The following is a 25330-nucleotide window of genomic DNA, read 5'->3' as shown; positions in this document are numbered from 1 at the left end:
TTTTTAGCAAAATAATATAAATGTAAAGCCATAGATTATCATGTTTATGGATAGGCAGTTCAGAATCGGTTCTTTAGGATTCCAATGTTGCACCTGCTCTTGGATAAAGACAGTTTATAAGAAGTGCTTTTCTCCTGTTTTCAACGATTTTTATCAAAAGACTATAGATATACGATTAAACATTTTTTGTGATACTGAATAGAGTATTTAAAATGTAAAAACATCACTCTATTGAACACTCTGATTTTAAAACCGCTAACAACGCGCTATGAATTATAAATCAAATAATTAACTCAGTTTTGGAAGAATTTATTCTAGACGAGTAGGTTTTGGGAAAATTGACCATGTGGACGAAATCGCCAGAGATAACTTGGCAAGAATGCTGCCATTGCTCTGGGGGTAATACCCACACCTTCTAGAGTATATCCATTCTCTATAGCTTCTTTAGAAACAATGTTATCCATTTGCAAAAAACGTATCTGATTGGCTGTTACGAGTGTTGGTACAAAAGGCAATTTACCGATTGTTCCCAAAATTCCTCCAATCAATAGACCAGCAGAAAGGGGCATGGATAGGATTGTTTTTTTACGGTGAATAATTTTGAGTATATTTTCAAGAGTATTTTGGAAGGTGATAATCTGGGGACCACCAAGATCATAATTTTTTCCCCAAGCAACCTGTCCATCTAAAGCGCGCACGATAAACTCAGCAACGTCACCAACATACACGGGTTGCAATTTGCTTTGTCCACCTCCAAAAAGAGGCATAATTGGTAAAAAACGTGACAAATCTGCTAAGGTGTTAAAGAAACAATCCTCTGGTCCAAAGATAACGGATGGACGGATAATAATTGCTTGAAGATGCTTGTTGTGAATGATTTGTTCACCCATAAACTTAACACGTGCATAAAGACATGAAGCATTCTCGTTAGCCACAAGTGTTGACATATAGATGAGCGGAATACCAGTTTCTGCTGTTAATTCAGCAACATTGTAAACACCATCAATTTGTGTGTTTTTAAAATTCGATTGACTTGCTTGTTTTAAGCTACCAGGCAAAAACACTGCCGCATCAGCTCCAAGCAACGCGCGTGCAACAGAGGCACGATGCTTGATATCTGTTTTAAGCATTTGGGTTTGTCCTACTTCTCCTATTTGGAGCATATAATAAGCTTTTTGCGGACAACGAACAGCGATACGAACGCGATATCCCCGCTTAGTCAAAGTTTCAACGACATGTCGTCCTACAAAACCGGATCCGCCAAAAACAGTAATGAGTTTAGGATGTTGATAAAGTGCACAATCAAGTTGCATGATTAAAAAGTCTATCTTTCAAAGCTTTAAAAATAGCTAATTATCTAGCACGGTGGTGTTTTATTGTCACGCAAAATATCACCCGCAAGATAAAGAGAACCACTAATAAGAACAATAGCCTCTTTATATTCCATTTTAATTTTATGTAAAGCATCTTGTAGGTGCGCTTTTGGGGCAGCAGGGATTCCTACTTTTTGGGCTGATTTAGCTAAGTCTGTTGGAGAGATACTGGCATTATTGTTAAGCAGCGGTATCGTATATACTTTATCGACAAGGTTAGCTAAAGGACGAAAATAACCGACAGCATCTTTGGTATTAAGCATGCCAGCAATCATAATAATGGGGCGATCTGTTTTTTTTCTCCATTGTGTAAGTTCTGCCGCAATAACTTTTCCTGCAGCAGGATTGTGACCACCATCTAACCATAAATCAATATCAGGAGATAGTTGATCAACCAAAAGTCCTTGGGTAAGATGCTGCATTCGTGCGGGCCAATAAATATTTTTCAAAGCGTCATTTATGGTTTGTTCTGAAAGTTGAAAACCCGCTTGATAAACTGCTTCAAGAGATGCACCAGCATTAGCAATTTGGTGGTCTCCAATAAGGTTAGGAAGAGGAAGATCCATGAGACCTTGATGGTTTTGAAAAACCATACGTCCATGTTCTTTATAGCTTTGATAATCTTGATCAAAGAGAGCATAAGATGCTTTATTTTTATCGGCAAGGGGTATTAAAGTAGCAAGAGTTTCTTCATAATTCTGCTTTCCGATGACCACTGGAACGTTTGGTTTTATAATTCCCCCTTTTTGAAAAGCGATTTGAGCAATTGTATTTCCAAGAAAGCTCTCATGATCATAATCAATGGGCATAATAAGCGATACAGCTGGTTTGTTAACGACATTGGTAGCATCAAAACGTCCTCCCAATCCAACTTCTAAAATGACAACATCAGCTGGATGTATACTAAACAACATAAAGGCAGCGGCTGTAAAAATTTCAAAAATAGTAATCGGCTCTTGACGATTTACTTTTATAATTTCACGGATTGTCTCAGCCAATTGGTTTTCTGTAACAAGTTGACCACCTCCTTTTTGACCTAACCGGCAGCGTTCATTCCAGTTGACGAGATGAGGTGAGCTATAAACATGAACGCGGTATCCTGCACTTTCCAAAAGAGCACGGCAAATTGCTGAAGCAGATCCTTTGCCATTTGTTCCAGCGATGTGAATAACAGGGGCAAGTTTTAAATGTGGGTTACCAAGACGCTCTAAAAGGTGAACAATACGCTCTAAAGAAAGATCAAATTTTTTCGGATAATTTCTTAGTAAATCATCCACCACCCTTTGTATTTGACTTTGTTGCATAAACTTAAGCTGCTTTTGTCCTAGAAAGCGATGTTTGAGAGTCTGTTGGGGATGGATCGGAAGGGTTAAAAACAGCAGGGCGTTTCATCATCAAGCGTAAAATACGCGCAATTGTTGTTTTCATTTCTAAACGCGATACAACCATATCAATCATACCATGTTCAAGCAGATATTCACTACTTTGAAAACCTTCTGGTAGGGTTTCGCGTATAGTTTGTTGAATCACACGTGGACCAGCAAAACCAATCATAGCGCCAGGCTCGGCAATGTGAATATCACCAAGCATGGCGTAAGAAGCAGTAACACCACCGGTGGTTGGATTAGTCAGCACAACAATATAGGGAAGCTTTGCTTCTTTCAACATTTCAATCGCTACAGTTGTACGGGGCATTTGCATCAACGAGAGTGTTCCTTCTTGCATTCGTGCACCACCAGAAGCAGCAAAAAGAACCAGCGGACGCCTTTCAGCAATGGCAGTATCAAAAGCTTTGATAATAGCTTCTCCTGAAGCCATACCAAGTGATCCACCCATAAAGGCGAAATCTTGAACAGTTGCAATAATTGGTAAGCCTTCAATCGTACCACGTGCACTTAAAATATTGTCATCAACCCCAAGTTTAGAACGATAATCTTTTAACCGGTCAATATAGCGTTTTTCGTCACGAAATTTTAAAGGATCTGTTACAACTTTTGGATTTTCAAGAGCTGTATAAACACCATCATCAAAAAAATGCATGAGACGATTTTTAGCACTGATACGCATATGATGACCAGAATTGGGAGCTACAAATTGATTAGCTTCCAGATCTTTATGGAAGACCATTTCACCACTGGTAGGATCTTTAATCCATAGATTTTCTGGAATTTCACGGCGCCCCAATATAGAGTTAATTTTAGGACGAACATAATTTGTAATCCAGTTCATCTTTATAACCTTCCTTTAAATATTGTGCATCTTTTGCATGATTTGAAAGAATATAGAACTTAAGCAGTCACATTTACTTTACCGGTTGAACAAAGGAGTCTATTTAATACTTTTATCAGCGTACGTATAGCTTGTTTTTTAATTTTTAATTTTTCCCATATCATAACAATCATATGCATCATGAAGAGTATTCCCTATAATAAATTTCTCATAAGTTCTAAGAACTTACATGTTTGTATTTTTTACTTTGGTGTTAAAATTTACTCCTTGCGATGGTTAACAAACGCCTTATTTTTAATAAAAAATGAATATCCAATTAATCATTCGTATCAACAGTTTTGAAGAAAAGAAACCTTATAGTATAAGGCGCTAACAAGGCTAAAATAATCCATTAAAGATAATGAATACAATAACGCTATATTAGCGAAACGCTAACATCAGAGCAAGATTTTTTTCAAAAGGTTTCTTTAAAGCGCACGCTTTTTACAATTAAAATAGAATACGCTCAAAATATCATTATATTACTCATTTACGTGCTTGTTTTACACAGATATCTTTCAATAATTTCCAAAACTCTCTTATGAAGAGTATACACTCTCCATGAATGGTATAAAAGACATTATGCTATCCGTTTTTACTGAAATAGAGGGTACAAAGCGGCACCATCATATTCTTTTTCAGTTTTCAATACGACGATAATGTTTGCATTAAGAGGATTCATATAAAGATATTTCACGCTTTTTTGAAAGTACTTTTACCCGCACACCACCTCCGTTTATGACATATTAACAAACGATTTCAATTGATCCAATATGAATAGGATTAAAATGAGAAACCCTCATAATATTTAGGTTTTTCACTCATGTCATAAAACGATAAATTATCATTATAAATCAATATATTGCCTTAATAAAAAGAAAAGCATAAAATTTTATATTATGCTTTTGGGGGCTTACAAGTTTTGTTTGATTTAAAGTTAAGGAGCATTATTTTTGTGTGATGCGTGCTATGTCTTTTGGGAAAGCGTTTTGTGTAAATGTGTCATAAAGGCGGCGGCAAAAAGCGGTGTTGCTAGATTAATAATAGGAATCGAAACAAAAAGCGCTATCAATAATCCTGCGCCAAAAACCGTTGTGTAATGAGTATGTAAAAAAGCACGGGCATCTTGTTCTGTTCGAAAACGGTAAGCTGCAAACAAGAAATATTCATGACCGAGCAAATAACCATTAATAAGATAAAAAGCAATTAAATTAATACCTGGTATGAAGAATAAAATAAAAGCAATTCCATTACCAAGAAGGCTTAAAATAACAAATTTAAAGGAAATGATAAGAGAACGCTGAAACGGCAAAGCTTGTCCAATAGGCTCGTTTGGGTAATCCTCTTTTTCAATGATTTCAGCAGCAGAGTCAATGAAAAAACCACCAATCATAGCTGAGATCGGTGCAATCAAAAAAGCCAACAAAAGAGCCAAACCAAGATTAAAAATGATAAGCATGCTAAAACCAATCCATCCCGCCCAACTAGGGAGTCCAGGAAGAAATTGAGCAATCCAGGGCCAAAAGTAAGACACAAAAAGTTGGTGCACACATAACCATAAAATGGTGAGAATGAAAAAAGTAACCCCCAATGCTTTCAGTATCATAATACGATATTGCGAGGTTAGAAGACGTTGTAAAGCACGATAAGCAGCAGTAAAAATCATAGATTAGTAAATTAAGGAAAGAAGCAAAAAAAACAAGAAATATATTTATTGTATGATTTTTTCTTTCTTTGAATTACAAGATTTTTTTCAAGAACATTATAAAAAACGGTTAAGGTTTCTTTGTTAAAAATAAAGTTTGAATAAATAGAAATTTTGATTTTTAAAAACAAAGAAGAATTTAACAAAGTAGCTGTTGTAGAAGAAATTTTTAGTATTTTTGTACATAGTGTAGATTATTGCGTTTATATGATATATGTAAAAAATTAAGGAATAAGAACTATTTGGTAGAAAAGTTGTTTATTTCTATTTATTCAGTAGAGTTATCTAACTTCGTTTATCTAAATGTTTAATTGTTTTGCACAATTCCTAAAATTCTGTACTTTTCTACTATTTGGCGGCATGCTTTTGCCTCTCGCTTTCAAAAAAATATTGAGTTCAATGGAATAGGGGTAACGTAGTAGCTCCGTAGATATTCTAATTTTGGGCAACAGAATGATTAATATGATAGAAGTGGAAAAAATAAGCTTAGGCGATTGACCGTCAGATCCCATAGAAAAGAGCAGTTTTTTGAGAAGAAGCAAAGAAAGGGAGAAACCACGGATGCTTAAAAATGATGAGATTTTGAATTTTAAAAGCTATAAGTGCAATGAAGTAAGCATTCATTGAAGCACTTTTCATACAAGTGGTGCACTGTATCAAATAATTTTTAGATAATAACACCACTAATTTATCGAAGAGAATTGATCATTTTCAACTTGAATAAGAATCCCAAATATAGAAATATTCTTTAATTTCAAAGACTCTATTCAACATCAAAAAATTATTTACGTACACATTATAGGCGAGACCAATGTATGGATACAAAGCTTTCGATAAAGGAATAAAAATGCTTCTCATGAAACATCACAATGTGAGGATATCATGGATAAAATTCTAGTTTTTGTGGTCTTGGTATTCTGGAGAGAGGACATACACATTTAATCTTAAAGACCGATCACTGAGGAAAATAATAAAGGCTTCAGTTTCATAAACTTATAGACAGTGGTGCAGTGAATTTTGTCTACACTCTTTATAAGCGTCAGTGTGAGATATGCTTCAAATTGCATTGAGATGTTATAATATCATTGATTTATACATTATTTTTCATAGCGAATAAGAGCTCAAAATAAAGTTGTCATATTTTCTCATTAGCTGCTCTCATTATGAAACAATCAAAATCATTTATTTGCATATCATAAATATGACCAATATGGGGATAAAAACATTGAAGAAAGAAAATGCTTTTTATAAATTTTATCCATTACAAGAGCTTTGTCAAAATTGATGGTAGCCAAAGTGAATGATAGCTTGTTTTTTATAAGCTGGCGAGACAGTGGTGCAATAGATTCTACTTTTATGAAGGCTAGGGTGAGATAGGATTTTAAAAAAACATTTCCCAACGCTCATCATACCCATTTCGCAACAGCGTTTGTGAATGGTATATGGGTAAAGCTCTCGTGAATAATATAAAACTTATAGGGCATCACTAACTTTACGCTTAATAAAAAGAGCACGCTGGCACCATCATCCTCAGTGTTGTCCGAGACAAGCCCTTGGTTCTTGAGACGGTCCATTATAAGCGCTTTTAGTTCTTTCTTAAACGTTTTGTATTCATACAGTTATCCTTGTTTAAAACGTGCAAGAAAATGATTTTTATTGATTCAATATGAGAGAGATTGGAAATAAGAGAATCTTACGATGTCTGGGATTCTAATTTAATATGAACAATGCTAGGTTATCATTATAAATCAAAAATATTATATACTAATTGAGATGGATAGACACCTATTGTCAGTTCTATTTTATAAGGTGTTTTAATATCAACGCGTTTGAAGAGTTCTTATTTGCAAAGGGGTATATTTTTCTCATGAGGAGTAGATGTTTGGGGGGCAAAAAATGATACAATCACGTTTGCTAATTTTTGCGCTACGTGTTGTTTACTCATATGAGGCCATTGTTCAACTTTTTTTCTACTTACGAGATAAACTTGATTTGTATCAGCACCCATGACACTTGTACCATCTACTTGAAGAGAAATATCATTAGCAAGAATGAAATCAGCTCCTTTTTCAACACATTTTTTTTGCGCATTGGCAATGATATCACATGTTTCAGCAGCAAAACCAATGACCAATGAGGGGCGGTTTGGAGCGTGTCCAATCGTTGCTAAAATGTCAGGATTTTCGACTATATCAAGGGATGGTGGTATTTTATGAGCATTCTTTTTAATTTTGTGTAAAGACTGCGTTTGACTGCGCCAGTCACAAACAGCGGCAACAAAGATGGCACCATCAGCAGGCAATGCGGTTTGAACGGCTTTTAACATCTGTTGTGCTGTTTCAACATGAATTGTTTTTACTTCTTGTGGGTTTGCAAGATGAACAGGTCCACAAATAAGTGTTACTTTTGCACCCAAATGTGCAAGAGCGGTTGCGATGGCATGACCTTGTTTACCTGAGGATCGATTAGCAAGATAACGTACTGGATCAATTGGTTCATGGGTAGGACCAGAGGTAACGATGAAATGGCGGCCAAAAAGAGGTTTTTCATGCACATTCAAAAGATTCTCTATAGCAGCGACAATAGTTAAAGGTTCGCTCATACGTCCATATCCAATCTCATCACGTTCAGCCATATTTCCGATTTCTGGTCCGATGATATGAACGCCATCTGCGTGCAATTGTGCAACATTACGAATAGTTGCTGGATGCACCCACATGGCTGGATTCATGGCGGGTGCAATCAAGAGTGGACAGCGTGCTGCTAAAAGGACACAATCAGCCAGATCATCTCCTATGCCATTGGCTATTTTTGCAATGCGGTTGGCTGTAGCAGGAGCTAAAATAATCAGATCAGCATCACGTGCTAATCGGATATGTCCGATATCATGTTCTTCTTCGCGTGAAAATAAATCAGTATATACAGTACCACCGCTTAAAGCTTCAGCGGCTAAAGGCGTAATAAATTTTTGCGCCGCTTTTGTCATCACAACTTTTAAATGTGCTCCACGTTCTTGTAAACGGCGAATCAAATCAAGGGCTTTATAAGATGCAATACTTCCACCAATAATAAGAAGGAGAGATTTTGATTTCAATGATTGCACTTCAACAGCACTGGCATGAGAGGGGAGTGTGGTGTGAGTAGGGGGATTGCTTAAAAGACGGCGGGCTTCTTCTTCCATAGAAATACCGTTTTGCGCGGCGCGTATGCGCAAAGCTTCTTTGGTTTCAAGAGACAGGTTACGAATAGTAATACTGGCCATAAAATACCTCCAAGAAATAAAAATGATTTCAATGATTTCATTGTTGATATTTTTAGCATATTAAGGAGATTAGAAAAGATGAAAAAAGTAAAAAGTAAGACAAGCGCAACAAAGTGCAATGATGAAAAGACTATAACGACCATAACGGTTTCTGTGGCTTTGTTCCACAGCAAGTTGTTTGAGGGTAGCAGGAGAAAGATTAAAACCTGTTTTTCTCATTTGATTGAAATCTTCTTCTATTCGTTGGAAATTTTGAACCAATTGTGGTGTTTTGCGTGCCAGCGAAAGGAGAGCTTGTGCTCCTTCACTAAAGTCTTTTGCAACGCCTACGGGTCCTAAATTTTTACTAATCCATTCTTTGACAATGGGTTCAGAAGCTTTCCACATATTAAAAGTGGGGTCTAATGTGCGGGCAACACCTTCCACGACAACCATCGTTTTTTGCAGCAATAAAAGTTCAGGTCGCGTTTGCATGTCAAATAATTCAGTGACTTCAAACAATAAAGTGAGCAATTTAGCCATGGAAATGCTTTGTGCTGATTGTCCGTGAATTGGTTCGCCAATAGCGCGATTGGCTTGTGCAAAGCTTTCGATATTATGGTGTGAAGGAACATAGCCTGCCTCAAAATGGGCACGTGCAACTCGATGGTAATCGCGGGTAATAAAGCCGTAAAGAATTTCAGCAAGGAAATGCTTTTCTTTTTTGCCAAGCCTTCCTGTAATGCCTAGATCAACAGCGACAATACATCCTTTTTCATCTACGAATAAATTACCAGGATGCATATCGGCGTGAAAAAAACCATCACGCAGTGTATGACGAAGAAAAGATTGAATAAGCGTAATAGCAAGCGCCTTCAAATCAAATCCTGCCTCTTTGAGTTTGGAAGTTTCGGATATTCTTATACCATCAATCCATTCCATTGTAAGAACATTACGTCCTGTCCGTTCCCAGTCAATACGTGGAACCCGAAATCCTGTATCATGTTGAATATTTTCAGCCATTTCAGATATAGCTGCTGCTTCTAAGCGTAAATCCATTTCAAGTCGTGTTGTTTGTGCTAAAGTATCCACCACACAAACAGGACGAAGCCTTCGAGAGGCAGGGATATAGCGCTCTTGTAAATGAGCAATGAGATAGAATCCTCTAAGATCTTTAGAAAAACGTGCTCTGATATTGGGACGAATAACTTTTACAGCACATTTTTTCTTATGGCCAGTTTCATCACTGTATTCAGCTGGATGAACTTGAGCAATAGAAGCGGCGGCAATGGGGGGATAAAAATTTACGAATAAATCATCAATAGAGCGACCAAGAGAACTTTCAATTTGAGCAATAGCGGCAGTGCAAGAAAATGTTTGGACACGATCTTGTAGCTGTGACAAATCTTCCGCAATATCACGCCCAACAATATCAGGTCTTGTGGCAAGAAATTGACCAAGTTTTATGTAAGAGGGTCCAAGCTTATTAATGGCATATGAAATATTTTCAGATCGCTGTTTCTTTTTTGTTTTGCGTCGTGCTAATGCATTCGCTATACGATGACATAGCGCTGGAAATCCTTGAAGATCATCATGAGGAAGAGCACTTAAAACACCTTCACGTGTTAAAACCCATCCTGCACGCATCAATTGAAAGTAAGGGGAAATTTGCACCATTTTTAAATTTTCCAACCTGAATGCAGCGCTGCAATCGCACCGGTGAGATTGCGGTACGATACCCGCGAAAACCCCGCATGCTTGATCATATGGGAAAAATCATCTTGCTTAGGAAATTTGCGGATAGATTCAACCAAATAACGATAAGCATCGCCATCATTTGCGATAAATTGACCTAGCTTAGGGATAGCATGGAAAGACCAAAGATCATAAATTTTATCGAGCCAAGGCATCTCGACATTTGAAAATTCTAAACATAAGAAACGTCCACCGAGCTTTAAAACACGAAAAGCTTCTCTAAGAGCTTGATCAATATGAGGAACATTGCGAATTCCAAAAGCAATCGTGTAAGCGTCAAAGCTTTGATCTTCAAAAGGTAGATTTTCTGCATTGGCTTCAACAAAATCAATCAGAGGGGCAAGACCATTTTTTTGTGCGCGTTTTTTGCCAACGCTGAGCATTGAGCCATTAATATCAAGCACTGTAGCATGGGCTTTTTGGCGTGAAGCATTAAGAATACGAAAAGCAATATCACCTGTACCGCCAGCGACATCAAGAACTTTCCAATGAGAAAGTGCTGGTGGGGAAAGCCAAGCAATCATGGAATTTTTCCACACACGGTGTAGCCCTAAGGATAAGATATCATTCATCTTGTCATAATTTTCAGCAACAGAATGAAACACACCATCCACCATGGATTGTTTTTGTGTTTCATCTACTATTGTAAAACCAAAAGAGTGCTCCATGCCACCCTTGGTTCCTACACGTTCTGTTTCAATTGCCATGTATATGATCTTCCTTATTTTTCTTTTATCGTAAATGAAATAGAGAGGGAATGTTCAACTACGAAAAAACAACGTATAAAACTACGACGTTTACACAGCCAAAAACAGAAGAGTACCTTTAGATATCAAGATTGGCAACGCTTAAGGCATTGTCTTGAATAAAAATACGTCTAGGTTCAACTTCATCACCCATGAGACGAGAAAAAAGTGAATCTGCATCGGTTGCATCATTAATCTTTACTTGTAAAAGAGAACGTGCATTGGGATCAAGCGTTGTTTCCCAAAGTTGTTCAGCATTCATCTCCCCAAGACCTTTATAACGTTGAAGAGTAACACCTTTTTTACCGTTTGTAAAAATGCTCTCTAAAAGGCTCATAGGACCAAAAATACGCTCTGTTTTATCTTTGCGACGTAAAAGAACAGGAGGATGATATATGTCGATAAAATTTTGAGAAATGCGATCAATTTGGCGTGCGTCAGTTGAATTTATAAGTCCCACATCAAGCGTAACAACATCTTTAACACCACGCAAAATACGCTCAAAACATAAACTTCCATCTGCTGTATATTGTCCACTCCAACCTTGTTCCATATCATCAGCAATCAGATTAAGGCGGTGTGCTGTAGTATCTGCTATTTTTTGCGCTTTTTCTTGTGTTGCAAAGACTTCAAGATTAAAAGCGCCAGCAATTGCTGCTTGTTCAACAATATTACGGTCATAACGGGTATGAAGACCATTTAAAAGTTGACGTAATATACGAGCATCTTTAGCGAGTTGATACAAATCAGCTCCTGCACGAACTTCTCCCGTTGAAAGCTCAAGCGTTGTTTCTTCTAATCCAGTATCGATCAAGAATTCTTCAAACGCTGCTTCATTTTTAATATATTGGGAAGATTTTCCACGCGATACTTTATAAAGAGGAGGCTGAGCAATATAAAGATGTCCACGTTCAATCAACTCGGGCATTTGTCTAAAAAAGAAAGTGAGCAGCAGAGTACGAATATGGGCTCCATCAACGTCCGCATCCGTCATGATAATAATCTTATGATAACGTAATTTATCAGGCGAAAATTCATCCTTACCGATAGACGTTCCAAGAGCTGTAATAAGTGTTCCAATCATATCAGATGAGAGCATGCGATCGAAACGTGCTCGTTCAACATTGAGGATTTTACCACGAAGGGGTAAAATTGCTTGATTTTGACGTGAGCGCCCACTTTTTGCTGAACCGCCAGCCGAATCCCCCTCGACAATAAAGATTTCTGATTTTGCGGGATCTCGTTCTTGGCAATCGGCAAGCTTTCCTGGTAGAGAAGTGATATCAAGTGCCCCTTTTCGTCTTGTGAGTTCACGTGCTTTGCGTGCTGCTTCACGTGCTGTTGCAGCTTCTACCACTTTACTAATGAGAAGTTTTGCTTCATGAGGATGTTCTTCCAGCCATATTGAAAGACCTTCATTGACCAAACTTTCAACAATAGGGCGCACTTCAGAAGAGACTAACTTATCCTTTGTTTGTGAAGAAAATTTTGGATCAGGAACTTTGACAGAAAGAATAGCTGTTAATCCTTCACGGCAGTCATCACCGGTTAAGTTCACTTTTTCTTTTTTAGCAATACCTGAAGATTCAGCATAGCCATTAATTTGGCGTGTAAGGGCACTTCTGAAACCTATCAAATGCGTTCCACCGTCACGCTGAGGGATATTATTGGTAAAACACAAGACCTTCTCATGATAGGAATCATTCCACCACAGGGCAACATCAACGCTCATACCATCCTTTTCACTTGCAATATAAATAGGAGTATCAAGCAGAGCTTTTTTTGATTGGTCAATATATTTCACAAACTCTATTAATCCACCTTCATAATGCAATTCAACGGATTTAATATCAGCATGACGCTCGTCAACAAGAAGAATATAAACCCCAGAATTTAGAAAAGCTAATTCCCGTAAACGACGCTCTAAAGTTTCAAAATCAAACTCAACCATAGTAAAGGTTTCAGAGCTTGGTAAAAATCTAATTTCTGTTCCACTTTCTTGATCGCAATCGCCAACAACTTTTAATGGAGCATCAGCTACCCCGTGGGTAAATGATATTTCATGAATTTTACCATTGCGTTTGATTTGCAATTTAAGCCAAACGGATAATGCATTCACAACAGAAACGCCAACACCGTGTAATCCGCCTGAAACTTTATAAGAGTTTTGATCAAACTTTCCACCGGCATGAAGCTGTGTCATAATAACTTCAGCGGCAGAAATACCTTCTGTTGGATGGATATCTGTCGGAATTCCACGTCCATTATCACGAACAGAACAAGAACCATCAGCATGGAGTGTGACGTTTACAAGAGTTGCATGACCGGCTAAAGCTTCATCGATAGCATTGTCTACAACTTCATAGACCATATGATGTAACCCCGATCCATCATCAGTATCACCGATATACATACCAGGACGTTTGCGTACAGCATCAAGACCTTTGAGAACTTTGATAGAAGCGGCATCATAGTTATTGCTTTGTGCTGGTGAGGTTATTTCATCACTCATAAGTTAGTCCATTCCTGTGTTCAATTTACAATATTTTATCCGCTTTTTTAAAGCTCAATGTTCTGATCAGTTATTTATGGAATAACCACATTAAATATTTACCGTATATCAGATCTAGATTCAATATCTGTCGATATATAATGGAGAGAATGATAAAATGATAGTGTACTGTTATGCTGTAAAACACTAGGACGGTGATATAAGGCGAATAAACACTTATGACTTATACAAAAAACTGTTTCATAAACGATGCTATTTACTTTGTTTATTTTTGCATATGCGTAATGTTTCAGAATTAGTTATGCATTTTTGTGTTACACTAATAAAGGTCTCACTTGTTTTATCCATAAATCAATTTTTCAATCCTAATTCTACCATATATTTAAAACAAAGGTTGCGAGCTCTCTAAGCAGTTCAAACTTTTGTATGTTAGATTGAGGCGAAAATATTTTGTATATTGGTTTGTGTCATCTTTAAAATGTGAAAAACGCTTCATTTGAGGAAAATATAAATGCGTAAATGTAAAAATACGTTTCCACGATCATCTTTTATATTCAACTTTACAATTAAAAAAACGTCTACGGTGATGTTTTTGAATAATGAGGGTAATGACGAATTATCTTACGCTTTTGTTTCTTGCATTCTCGTGAGGTTGCATCGCTCATTCAAAACAAAACGCCATTGTACTGTTTATTCACGCGCTTTTTTAAGGAGCATCTCTCAATGTTCCCAAACTCATTTTACAACGATGTTTGAATAGTATAACGCAAAATGCCCTGTGAATACTACAAGATTTATGTCCCCCATCTTTCCCATCGTGACAATAAAGTGCAAATCAGAATCATCATTTTATTTTTCAGCTCTTAAATGTTGATGCAACCTTAATGTTGAGAAAACCCTCGGCATTTGAGGGGTATTTTTACTCTTTTCTTCAATAGTATCTATATACTTCCCAGGTTGTGATACGCAAGGAAATGGTCTTAATATTTTAAGGTACGCGGGATATTTTGATAAAATAAAGTGTACCACTAAAGTATATACAGCTTATTTCTTATATTAAAAAATTAAATCGCTTTTCTCTAAAATTACTTTTTATATATTCATTTTGGAAAATTAACATCAGAAATCTAAGCATTTTCAATGGTTTCAAAAATAGCAAGAATTTTATTTATTAAACGCCAGATATTTTGGTGAAGTGCGTTAGATAATAATTAAGAAGTGTTGCATCTTAGTTTTGAAAAATGGGGGAGAGATTTTGAAAATAAAAAAATCTATATATGTGAAACATCTTCAATTGCGTTTACAGTACTTTTTATTCAATAATCCATACAATATTTTTATTCGTATTTTATTTGTAGCAGGGGGGGTTCTATTTTCCTCTTACGCAGAAGCTGAAAGGCTGCCTTCTTTTTTTGATTCGCATGAACATTTGGTACAACCTGATACAACGGATATCTTTCGTTTGCGTTTTGTAACAACTTTTGATTTTCCTCCTTTTAATTTTATTGATCAATCGGGGTATCTTGCAGGTTATAATATCGATTTATTGCGCGCTATTTGCTCAAAATTAAAATTAGAGAAGCTTTGTGAAATAGAAGTGATTCCTTGGAAAGAGCTTTTAGAACATGTTAAAAATGGTGGTGCAGAAGTCATTATTGCGGGTTTAAAAGAAACAAGTAAAACCCAGCAAGATCTTGTTTTTACAAAGTCATATTTGCGCTTTCCAGCGCGATTTGTTGCTTCTCGACGTTTAAATCTCGATGAGCCAATAAGCGATCAATTGATACATTTAACCAGTGGTGTTTTGTCTAAAAGTGTTCACGAAAAACTCTTTCAATATTATTTTCCTAAAGCCAAATGGCAAGGGTTTAAAAAGAGAGAAGAGCTCTATAAAGCATTACAAGAGCGTAAAATTGACCTTATTTTTGATGATGGATTTGCTTTATCATTATGGTTCAAAAAACAAAAATCTGTTGATTGCTGCCATTTTGTTGGGGGGGCATATATGGCGCCACAGTTATTGGGGCAAGGAATGCAGCTTGCTGTTGCAAAAAAGAATGAAAAATTGGTTGATATACTCAATTATGCGCTGAAATCTCTAGAAGAGGATGGTAAACTTACAGAACTTTATTTGCGTTATTTTCCAATAAGTTTTTTTTGATGAGTAGTTTTTTAATTAAGGGCTGTTAATCTTTCTGCGCCTAGTCGATAGGAAATAGCTTCTGCGAGATGATAGCGTGAAAGAGTATCTGATCCGTCAAGATCAGCAATTGTGCGTGCAACTTTGAGAATGCGATGATAAGCGCGTGCGGAGAGGTGCATTTTTTCACTCACATCTCGTAAGAGTATGGTCGCACTTTTATCAGGAATGGCAATCTGTTCTATAATTTTGGCAGGGCAATCGCCATTGGTACGAATATGATCAAACCCCATTGTTGAAAAACGTTTAGCTTGAATGGTACGGCACCGTGCGACGCGTTTGGCAACGTCGCAGCTTTTTTCTGATTGTTCTGGTTGCATAAGGTCCATAGCCGTCAAAGCAGGGACATCAATCCGTAAATCAATTCGGTCAAGCAGAGGACCAGAAATACGGGACTGATAATCGATTTGACAGCGTATCCCTTTAGGGCAAACATGGTCTTTTTCGCCTGCCATACCACAACGGCAAGGATTCATTGCGGCAATAAGTTGGAAGCGAGCAGGATAGCTAATATGGTGATTAGCGCGGGCGATAACTGACTCCCCACTTTCTAAAGGTTGACGAAGAGAATCAAGAACCTGTGGAGAAAATTCAGGCAATTCATCAAGGAATAACACACCATTATGAGCAAGGGAGACCTCTCCCGGTCGTCCTTTAAGCCCTCCACCAATCATTGCGGCCATGGAAGCAGAATGATGTGGGGAACGAAAGGGACAATGAAGTGAAATGGTATTATGAACCGTTTCTCCTGTAATAGAAGCAATCAGAGAGACATCTAAAAGCTCACGGCTATCAAGAGGTGGCAAAATGGAAGGTAAGCGTTGCGCTAGCATAGATTTTCCAGCACCAGGGGGACCTACAAACAAAAGGTTATGGCGTCCAGCAGCACAAACTTCTAAGGCACGTTTGGCTGTTTTTTGTCCTTTGATTTCGCAAAGATCTGGAAGTTCAGTTTCGATAGTATATTGGCGCGGTTGTGGACGTTTTTGAATTTGGGTTCCTTTGAAATGGTTGACTATAGTGAGCAGAGTCTCTGGGGCAAGAATATTTATTTCTGCATTTGCCCATGCTGCTTCAGGTCCACATTGGAAGGGACAAATTAGTCCTTTATCGAGTGATAAAGCTGTCATGGCAGCTGGTAAAACACCATTAACGGCGGTAAGTGAACCATCCAGTGATAATTCTCCTAAAATGACATAGTCTTGAGCTACTTCGGGAGGGAGGATTCCCATAGCAAGCATTAAGCCTACGGCGATTGGCAAATCATAATGCGATCCCTCTTTAGGCAAATCAGCTGGTGCAAGATTAATCGTAATTCGTTTAGTAGGCATAGAAAGTCCACAAGCGTGGAGGGCTGCTTGTACACGTTCACGGCTTTCTGCAACTGCTTTATCAGCTAATCCAACAATAGCCATTCCTATTTTACCAGACGAAATCATAACCTGTACATCGACAGGGACTGCCTCTAGACCGCGAAAAGCAACAGTTGTAATACGTGCGATCATTTATTTATTTTCCCCCTTTAGACTTGGTAGAGACAATCATATCTATTTATAAAAATCAAGAAGCATCTCTATAGCTTTTTTTATAGAGAGAACTATATACGTGGGCAGTTTTTTAGCATTCCCATGGAAAGTCATTTGTACAAATTTAACCATGATGATATGGGACGCAATAAAACATTTATAATAAGCTAAATAAATATGTTAAGAAAAAAAGAATGAGGCTGTTCGTGTTATACAACAGTGCAAAATTTTATGAAAATATAAGGGGAGGATAACGTTATGTATCGCAGAGTGTTATTTGATGTGATAAAACGTGTAAAATGTGCAAAGCAATTATATTTACCTTTCTTATTTTTATATTATTTCAAAGCGTAGTAGATGCAAAGTGTATTATAAGGTATCTGATTTTATGGTATACCAGACAAGAATTTTGTTAAAATCAGGGACTGTGCGCTGTGTATTTATAGGCTTGTGTTTTACTTTTTCTTTTCCACAGCCACTTGCTGCATTTGATTTTTTCGGCATCCCTCTTTTTGGTCAAAAGAAAACAAATTCTTCTTCACATTATGCCAAAAGTACAGAGAAATTTTATAAAGTTGATGTTGTTGCACCGCCAGGTGCACCATTAGAAGGTATAAAAATAGTTAAATCTGTTTCTTCTCTTGTTGCTGATAAAGAGAAAGCATCCGCCAGTTCTTCTGGTTTGCTCGCCAAGGCGCGTTCAGATTATCGAGCAATTCTTTCTGCTCTTTATGCTGATGGACGCTATGGTGGTGTTATTAGTATTAAAATTAATGGCTTAGAAGTCGCTGATTTAAGTCCGGTAACTCAACTTCCAGCACGATCCAATATTGTTATTACAATTAATGCTGGTCCACAATATGTTTTTAGTATTGCCAATATTGATAAAGTAGCTCCGTTTGAAAAACGTAAAGCGCATAAAATGCCCACAATTGAAGAATTGGGCTATAAAGTTGGGGCTATTGCTAAATCTGAAACCATTTTGAAAGCAGAAAAATGGGCGATAGAAGGATGGCGGCAACAAGGTTATGCTAAAGCTAAAATTATGAAGAGTGAGGTCGTGGCTGACCATGCTGCGTTGCGTGTTGAAGGACGGATTGTTGTTGCTCCTGGACAAAAGGCTTATTATGGTCCTTTAAGTGTGCGTAATATAAGTAAGAAACCACGTGTAGATTCAGCTTATATCGCGTGGATGACCGGATTGAAACCAGGGCAGATATACGATTCTGATGCGTTAGCTAAGGCAAATGAACGTCTTGCGCGCCTTGGTGTTTTTCGTGCTATCAATATACGTGAGGCTGATACTATTAATCTAGATGGTAGTTTACCGCTTGCACTTGTTGTACAAGAACGTAAACCGCGTCGTTTTGGTGTAGGCGGTAGCTATTCAACTTTAGACGGTGCTGGTTTTGAGACTTATTGGATGCATAACAATCTTTTGGGTCATGCAGAGACTCTTAAAATTGAAACAAAAATAAGTGGTGTTGGTAGCAATAAAAAGCAATCATATAATTTTAAAAATTTTGATTATCTTTTCGGTGCTACATTTGTAAAGCCCGGTGTACTCACGCCAGATACAGATTTCAGGTCAGAATTAAAAATACAACAAGATGTTTTAGAAAATTATACGACAAAAGCCATCAAAGGAAAATTAGGTATTACGCATATTTTTAATGGTAATCTATCGGGACAGGCTGCTGTAGAAGTTTCAAATGGTTATTCACGTGATATCTATTTTGGGAGCCGTAATTTTACAACAATCGGTTTCCCTAGCGGTTTGATTTACGATAGTCGTAATAATAAGTTTAATGCAACAAAAGGTTTATATGGTGAAGTTTTCATTGAGCCTTTTTATGAGATGCGTTTTAGCAACTTTGTTGCAAAAGTAACAGCAGAAGGTCGTTCTTATTGGGCGTTGGATGAAGGGGATCGTTTTGTTGTTGCTGCGCGGGCAAAGCTTGGTGCAATTCTTGGGAATGATGCAGCACAAGTACCCGCAAATACGCTTTTTTTTGCTGGTGGTGGGGGCTCTGTTCGTGGTTATGCTTACCGTAATATTGGTATCAAAACAGAAAATGATGGGGTTGTTGGTGGACGGGCGCTTATTGAGGGGTCAGCAGAATTGCGTGTTTCTTTAAATGATAAAATAGGGTTTGTCAGTTTTCTTGATGGAGGTTTAGTCGGGGAAAAGGCGAATTTTGATTTTTCTCAAAAAATTAAATGGGGAGCCGGTATAGGAGGTCGTTATATGACGGGTCTTGGTCCTTTACGCGTTGATTTAGCCTTTCCTTTAAAGAGAGAGAAGGGTGACCCTCGCATTGGTTTTTATGTGGGTATAGGGCAAGCATTTTAATGAAAAAAGGTGTACATTTATCAGCTTTCTTCTTTGTATTTTTGTTTTTTGGGGTGGGTGGTTTTGTTTTTGCGCAAAGAGGAGACATTCTTCCCTCTAGCGAAATGAAAACAGATGATCGCTCATGGTTTGTTTCTTTAATTGAACGAAAGCTTTCAGCGCCTAATCGTCAAGTTCGTTTACACAATATGCAAGGGACACTGTCTTCTCAAACATCAATTGATACTATTACTGTCAGTGATAAAAAAGGGGTTTGGCTTAAAATTACCAATGCTAAAATGGATTGGAATCGTCTAGCGTTGCTGAGAGGACGGATGGATATTAACCAGCTTTCGGCAGAACAGGTTACATTTTTACGCAAACCGCAAGGCAATTCTTCTTTTGTTTCTTCCCTTGAGACTGGTAAATTCTCTTTACCAAAATTACCGCTTGCTCTTTCTATCAATACGCTTACAGCTCAACATGTGACATTTGAACAGAATCTTTTTGGTTTTTCTGCTGATATGTCCTTAAAAGGCAATTTCACCTTGGCTGGTGGTAATTTTGATGTCGATATAGCGGCGCATCGTTTAGATGCACCGGGTTCTTTTTCTGTTCTCACCAAGATATCTGATAGTAATCGTACAGCTCAAATTGATATTTCTGCTAACGAACCACAAAATGGTATTTTGGCGAATATTTTTAACATTGAACAACGTCCAGCATTAAGTCTCGTCGTGAAAGGTGATGGTACTTTTGATGATTTGGTTATCAAACTTTCTTTAGAGTCCGATCATCATTCTATTTTAGATGGTAATGTTATTCTTGCAAGTGTTCCAGAAGGACAGAGTTTTTCTACGAAATTAGAGGGAACACTGAGCCCTTTAATACCTGTTCAATATCGTAGTCTCTTCGAATCTGATATAACATTAAAAGCAAAGGCAAGAAGAACAAAAGAAGGTGTGACACACCTTGATCAGATGGTTATTCAGAACAAAGCAATGAATGTTATAGCCAATGCTGAAATAACCGCCGATGGATTCTTGCGACGGCTTTTTGTTGATGGCAAAATGGCTCTTGATAACGAAAAGGAGTCTATTCATTTACCTATATCAGAAGTGCCAAAACCTGCGAATACTCTTGCTTTGAACATTGACTATGGTCGCGAAGGTCAACAATCTTGGAATGGGCGGTTGGTTGTAAATCATTTAAGCAATAAAAATATTTATATTCGCGATGCAATTTTTGATATGGGAGGAGTAAGCGAAAATCTTGATAATGCAGCTTCTCGTCATGTTGGTGTTCAGGTTAAAGGGACGCTTCAAGGGGTTAAAAAGATTAAGGGAGCGTTAGTAGAAAATTTAAGCCAAGCGGTTCATGTGCATTTAGATACGGATATTGTTTCGAACAAACCAATTTTGATTCATGATCTGAGTGTTACGGCTCAGGGTTTTTCTTCTTGGTTAAAAGGGACAATGGAGAATTTTGTTTTTAAAGGCGATCTCGGTTTAAAAGCTCAAACATTAACTCCTTTGGAAGTGTTCAGTAAACAATCACTTTCTGGTAATGCAGATATTAAAGCCAAAGGAACGATCAGTTTGTTGAGTGGCATTTTTGATCTCCAATTATCAGGAATGGCTGACGATATGAAAATAGGCGTGCAGTCTTTTGATCGTTTATTCAAAGGAAATACTACTCTTTCAGGTGGCACTGCTCGAAATACAATGGGCTTCACTTTACGTCATTTTAATTTGAAAAATCAATATGCAAACATAAAGGCTGATGGTTATTTTTCAGATGAAAGCGCTAAAATGGATCTATCTGCTCAAGTATTTGATCTAGCTCAATTAGATCCGAAGATAAGTGGTGCACTTACAATTCAAAGTACGGCGAGAGGGCGCAATAGCCATATAAAACTAAATACGCGTGCCCATATTTCTGAAGCATTAATTGTAGGGAAGAAACTTCAAAACACAACATTTAACATAGATGCATTTGTAGATAATACAGCACCAGTTACTTCTTTAACAGGGGTGGTAAAGGGTGAAGGAATTTTTGCTAAGAAACCTTTGCATTTATCGGCCTCTTTTGAAGATTCTCATAAAATTCGAAAACTTGAAAATATCGATATTAGAGGGGGAAGTGCAAAAATAACGGGTGATCTTTCTCAACAACTTGGCGGTTTTTTGAAAGGAGCGCTGCATATTGATGCCGATGATATTTCCGTACTTTCAGCGTTATTTTTGCAGGATGGTAGTGGAAAAGTAAAAGGAGATTTTATTTTTGATGAACAAAATGGCAGACAAAAAACCAATGTGAAGGCGCATGTTAACCATTTGAAATTTTCCAAGAATAAAATAAAAAAATTGGCAATAGATGCTGACATATTCGATCCTTTTGGCATGACTCAGTTTGAAGGAGTTATCAATGCAGAACATATTCAAACACCTTTGGTAATGGTCAATCGTTTAAATGCTCACGCTGATAGGAATAATGGACAAACGGTTTTTACTGTCCAGGCGACGTTGCATGATACTCTCAATGCACGGCTTTCTGGTCGTTTAATGGTTGAGGAACTTCCAGAAAGTATAAAACGAGAAGTGCAAATTGAAGCTGTGGACTTAAAACAACATACTTTTCATGCGACATTGCCGAAGCCATCTATAATCTCTTTTGATAAAGATGGAATGACAATCAATGAATTAGGAATTGCAATAAATGGGGGCAACATCATCTTAGCAGGAAATATTCAAGATACCCTGAATTTACAACTTACAATGAATGCCCTTCCTGCTACTTTAGTCAATTTGTGGAAATCCGATCTTGGTGCAGCAGGGAGTGTAACAGGGCAGGTTATGATTCGTGGTCATTTAAAAAAACCTGATATAACTTACGATATAAAAGGTGAGGGACTGACAACCGTTGCTTTTCAAGATAAAAAAATTATGCCTTTTTCTCTTTCTGCCACGGGAAACACTGTAGATCAAAATCTTACTTTGAATGCAAATTTAACAGGAGAAGGAGTACAAGCACAAGCTCAGGGGCGTGTATCTCTAGAGAAAAATGCGCTTGATCTTCGTATTAATTTGCAAAATTTATCTGCACGTTTGGCGAATGGTTTTATTGCAGGACAAGCGCTTGATGGGACAGTGATAGGTAAAGTTGATATTGGTGGAACAATGAAGGATCCATCTGCTCATTTTGAGCTTTCTAGTCAAAATTTAACCGCTATGACGCATAAAGGACCGATGTCAATCAATATAAATGCTCGTGGTTCTTATAAAAAATCGACATTTCATATTGAAAATATGATAGCTACTGGAGATAAAGGATTAGATCTTTCCATCCATGGGCCTGTATCTCTTAATGGTTCAGAGGCAAAATTAAACGTTAAAGGGATAATGCCTCTTGATTTTGTTAATCTCTTATTAGCTAAGCGTGGTGCACATATAACGGGTACAGCAAGAATTGATACAGCTCTTAATGGGTCATTATCAAAGCCACAATTGATAGGAAATATTTCTATAGGCGACGGTAGCTTTTTTGATTCACAAACAAATGTAGGATTAAATAATATAACAATTGAAGGCAAATTGAAAGGTGATCATATCCTTATAGAAAAAGCTTCAGCTTCTTCGTTTGAGGGGGGAGGAATTTCTGCTTCAGGTCGTATCTCTAATGATCTAGAGACAGATTTGATATTTCATCTTGATAATGCCAATTATAATGATGGTTCTATGATTCTGGCAACATTATCAGGTGAGATGACAATGACAGGTCATTTTTTTAATAGTCTTGTTCTTGGTGGTGATATCATCGTTGAAAAAGCTGAAGTTTTTGTTCCTGATCATTTTAAAAGTGCCAAGTTTCTTGATGTTAGAAATAAGAATTTAACTAAATCGATTCAAACAACACTTGAACGTGCTGATGTTAAGAACACGAACAAAAGCAAAAGCCGTATAGTTACACAAGAATCTTCATCTGTCGTGCTATCAAATATGCGTATTACAGCACGCAATCAATTTTTTGTACGCGGAAAAGGCTTAGATGCTGAACTGGGAGGACGCATTAATCTAGCAGGTCCATTGAATGATGTGCATCCAGTTGGTGAATTTAGAATGATTCGTGGACGTTTTGATATCTTGTCGCAACGTCTTAATTTTGATCAAGGACAAGCGAGTTTTAGTGGTAATCTTAATCCTACGGTTTATTTTGTAACCAACAATAACAGTGGTGATATTCGTGTCACTGTAACTGTAAGTGGGACGGTTGATAATCTTGATATTAATTTTTCATCACAACCAAATTTGCCTCAGGATGAGATTTTGGCGCGTTTGATTTTTAAACGCTCTCTTAATGAATTATCACCATTTCAGATTGCTCAACTTGCAGCAGCAGCGGCTGATCTTGCAGGTAGTTCTAATACATCTTTGTTGAATACTTTACGAACTAAAATTGGACTTGATGATCTTGATGTTATCGTTAATGAGAAGGGGAATACAGGCTTACGTATTGGACGCTACATACACAATAATATTTATTTGGGCTTTGAAGCAGGGTCTGATGGAACGACGAAAGGGACAATTAATTTAGATATTTCGCGTCATCTCAAAGCTAAAGGTGCCATAGGAAATGAACAAAATTCTAGTATAGGTCTCTTTTATGAAAGAGATTATTAAAGATTGAATTTTAAAAAAACAATTTCTTCGTTTTTTGTCTCTCATTTCTAAATCTGAGGAAGGAGGCATAGACTAGAAATCCTATAAAAGAAGAAGCTTTTTGTTGAGGCGTGAAGAGATGTATCTGAAATATTTGATTTTTGTTATGCTATTCTCTAAAGGGACAAAATCTTCACGAAAGATAGTATGTTATTTTGCTGCTATATATTTATTTTAGAGAAATACCTTACCTTGTTTTCAAGCCCATATCGTGCTGTTGCCTAAAGAATGTAGTGTGTGCAATATATTGATTTATAAAGATAATTTATTGTTATTCAACTTGAATTAGAACTTTGAATATCGTACGAATCTCTTTCGTATTGAATCAATCAAAATCATTCGGCTTGTATGCTACAAGCGGAGAATCCTGTGTGGATAAAACTATTAAGAAATAACTAAAAATGCCTCTTATGAATCATCTCGAGAGCTAAGAGCTGTCGCAACATTAGGGACTGGCAGAATAGTGTGAGTGGTGCCGGCTTGTTACTCCATAAGCGTAAAGATAGAGGGGGTTAATGGATTTATCGTTATACAATTCACGAATGTTATTGCGAATGGGCTTAGGGAAGACTTTGAGAGAGATCTCTTTAAAACAAGTACGTGAATTTGCAACACAATGGCATTCTGTTTTTACGTGAAGGACATGATTCCATTAAAGACCGTCAAAAACGTGAGGCAAGCAGAGAATTCATAAGATATCGATTTTATTGTCAAACGCATTTAAAGCAATATTTTTTAATAATAAAAATTACCTATTATTTTAGATTTTGTTTATTGTGTCTGGAATAAGATCACTTTTCTTATAACGAATAGCTCCCCAAACAGAATACTCCAAAATATAACATTATTGTGTTGCAAGTTTATGTACTTGTTTTAAAGGAACATTTCTCAGTGTGCGCTTGAGTCTATTTCATAAGATTGCTTGTGAAATGGTATAAAGTATCTCTTATGAAT

General features: G+C 37.1%; 12 protein-coding genes. 3 read left to right on the top strand and 9 right to left on the bottom strand.

What is annotated here, in order from left to right; genetic code table 11:
- Positions 1–314 precede the first annotated feature (314 nt).
- The 8 genes from ACFINE_RS02145 to gyrB form a co-directional block, all read right to left on the bottom strand.
- Positions 315–1313 carry a complex I NDUFA9 subunit family protein gene (locus ACFINE_RS02145; RefSeq protein WP_375620876.1) on the bottom strand — a complete coding sequence of 333 codons (999 nt, stop codon included), beginning with the start codon at positions 1311–1313 and terminating at the stop codon, positions 315–317.
- A gap of 44 nt (positions 1314–1357) precedes the next feature.
- Complete coding sequence (locus tag ACFINE_RS02140) at positions 1358–2677, bottom strand: bifunctional folylpolyglutamate synthase/dihydrofolate synthase (protein WP_375620875.1); 1320 nt, start codon at positions 2675–2677, stop codon at positions 1358–1360.
- A 4-nt stretch (positions 2678–2681) separates the two neighbouring features.
- The gene (accD, locus tag ACFINE_RS02135) at positions 2682–3602 is read right to left on the bottom strand and encodes an acetyl-CoA carboxylase, carboxyltransferase subunit beta (RefSeq protein ID WP_375611366.1); all 921 of its coding nucleotides are present in this window, start codon (positions 3600–3602) and stop codon (positions 2682–2684) included.
- 1006 nt (positions 3603–4608) lie between these two features.
- On the bottom strand, positions 4609–5307 hold the full coding sequence (locus tag ACFINE_RS02130) for a sulfate transporter family protein (protein WP_375620874.1): 699 nt from the start codon (positions 5305–5307) through the stop codon (positions 4609–4611).
- A gap of 1879 nt (positions 5308–7186) precedes the next feature.
- The gene (gene coaBC, locus ACFINE_RS02125) at positions 7187–8608 is read right to left on the bottom strand and encodes a bifunctional phosphopantothenoylcysteine decarboxylase/phosphopantothenate--cysteine ligase CoaBC (RefSeq protein WP_375620873.1); all 1422 of its coding nucleotides are present in this window, start codon (positions 8606–8608) and stop codon (positions 7187–7189) included.
- Positions 8609–8677: 69 nt separating this feature from the next.
- Positions 8678–10264 (bottom strand): 2-polyprenylphenol 6-hydroxylase, encoded by a 1587-nt coding sequence (ubiB, locus tag ACFINE_RS02120; protein ID WP_375620872.1) that lies wholly within the window; start codon positions 10262–10264, stop codon positions 8678–8680.
- A gap of 2 nt (positions 10265–10266) precedes the next feature.
- Positions 10267–11049: a bifunctional demethylmenaquinone methyltransferase/2-methoxy-6-polyprenyl-1,4-benzoquinol methylase UbiE gene (gene ubiE / locus ACFINE_RS02115; RefSeq protein ID WP_375612796.1), complete on the bottom strand. Its 783-nt coding sequence runs from the start codon at positions 11047–11049 to the stop codon at positions 10267–10269.
- A gap of 118 nt (positions 11050–11167) precedes the next feature.
- Entirely contained in the window at positions 11168–13600 is a 2433-nt protein-coding gene (gene gyrB, locus ACFINE_RS02110; protein ID WP_375611371.1) for a DNA topoisomerase (ATP-hydrolyzing) subunit B, read from the bottom strand.
- A gap of 1255 nt (positions 13601–14855) precedes the next feature.
- On the opposite strand from gyrB, the gene ACFINE_RS02105 reads away from it, so the two are divergent.
- Positions 14856–15761, top strand: coding sequence for a transporter substrate-binding domain-containing protein (locus ACFINE_RS02105; RefSeq protein WP_375611372.1), 906 nt, complete (start codon positions 14856–14858; stop codon positions 15759–15761).
- Positions 15762–15772: 11 nt separating this feature from the next.
- Here ACFINE_RS02105 and ACFINE_RS02100 read toward each other — a convergent pair whose 3' ends face one another.
- On the bottom strand, positions 15773–17305 hold the full coding sequence (locus ACFINE_RS02100; protein ID WP_375611373.1) for a YifB family Mg chelatase-like AAA ATPase: 1533 nt from the start codon (positions 17303–17305) through the stop codon (positions 15773–15775).
- Positions 17306–17714: 409 nt separating this feature from the next.
- Between ACFINE_RS02100 and ACFINE_RS02095 the strand changes: the two genes are divergently transcribed.
- A complete protein-coding gene (locus ACFINE_RS02095) occupies positions 17715–19679 on the top strand; it encodes an autotransporter assembly complex family protein (RefSeq protein ID WP_375620871.1) in 1965 nt (654 codons plus the stop codon).
- A complete protein-coding gene (locus tag ACFINE_RS02090; RefSeq protein ID WP_375620870.1) occupies positions 19679–24337 on the top strand; it encodes a translocation/assembly module TamB domain-containing protein in 4659 nt (1552 codons plus the stop codon). The genes ACFINE_RS02095 and ACFINE_RS02090 overlap by 1 nt, the downstream gene beginning before the upstream one ends.
- Positions 24338–25330: the final 993 nt, after the last annotated feature.

Origin of the sequence: Bartonella sp. AA97HXZ (assembly GCF_042196985.1) — a bacterium.
GTDB lineage: Bacteria > Pseudomonadota > Alphaproteobacteria > Rhizobiales > Rhizobiaceae > Bartonella.
This window is presented reverse-complemented; position numbering and strand designations above follow the sequence as displayed.

Coding starts and splice junctions, on each gene's coding strand:
- accD (WP_375611366.1), bottom strand. CDS start 3,602: ATGAACTGGATTACAAATTATGTTCGTCCTAAAATTAACTCTATATTG.
- ACFINE_RS02100 (WP_375611373.1), bottom strand. CDS start 17,305: ATGATCGCACGTATTACAACTGTTGCTTTTCGCGGTCTAGAGGCAGTC.
- ACFINE_RS02130 (WP_375620874.1), bottom strand. CDS start 5,307: ATGATTTTTACTGCTGCTTATCGTGCTTTACAACGTCTTCTAACCTCG.
- ACFINE_RS02145 (WP_375620876.1), bottom strand. CDS start 1,313: ATGCAACTTGATTGTGCACTTTATCAACATCCTAAACTCATTACTGTT.
- ubiB (WP_375620872.1), bottom strand. CDS start 10,264: ATGGTGCAAATTTCCCCTTACTTTCAATTGATGCGTGCAGGATGGGTT.
- coaBC (WP_375620873.1), bottom strand. CDS start 8,608: ATGGCCAGTATTACTATTCGTAACCTGTCTCTTGAAACCAAAGAAGCT.
- gyrB (WP_375611371.1), bottom strand. CDS start 13,600: ATGAGTGATGAAATAACCTCACCAGCACAAAGCAATAACTATGATGCC.
- ACFINE_RS02140 (WP_375620875.1), bottom strand. CDS start 2,677: ATGCAACAAAGTCAAATACAAAGGGTGGTGGATGATTTACTAAGAAAT.
- ACFINE_RS02090 (WP_375620870.1), top strand. CDS start 19,679: ATGAAAAAAGGTGTACATTTATCAGCTTTCTTCTTTGTATTTTTGTTT.
- ACFINE_RS02095 (WP_375620871.1), top strand. CDS start 17,715: ATGGTATACCAGACAAGAATTTTGTTAAAATCAGGGACTGTGCGCTGT.
- ubiE (WP_375612796.1), bottom strand. CDS start 11,049: ATGGCAATTGAAACAGAACGTGTAGGAACCAAGGGTGGCATGGAGCAC.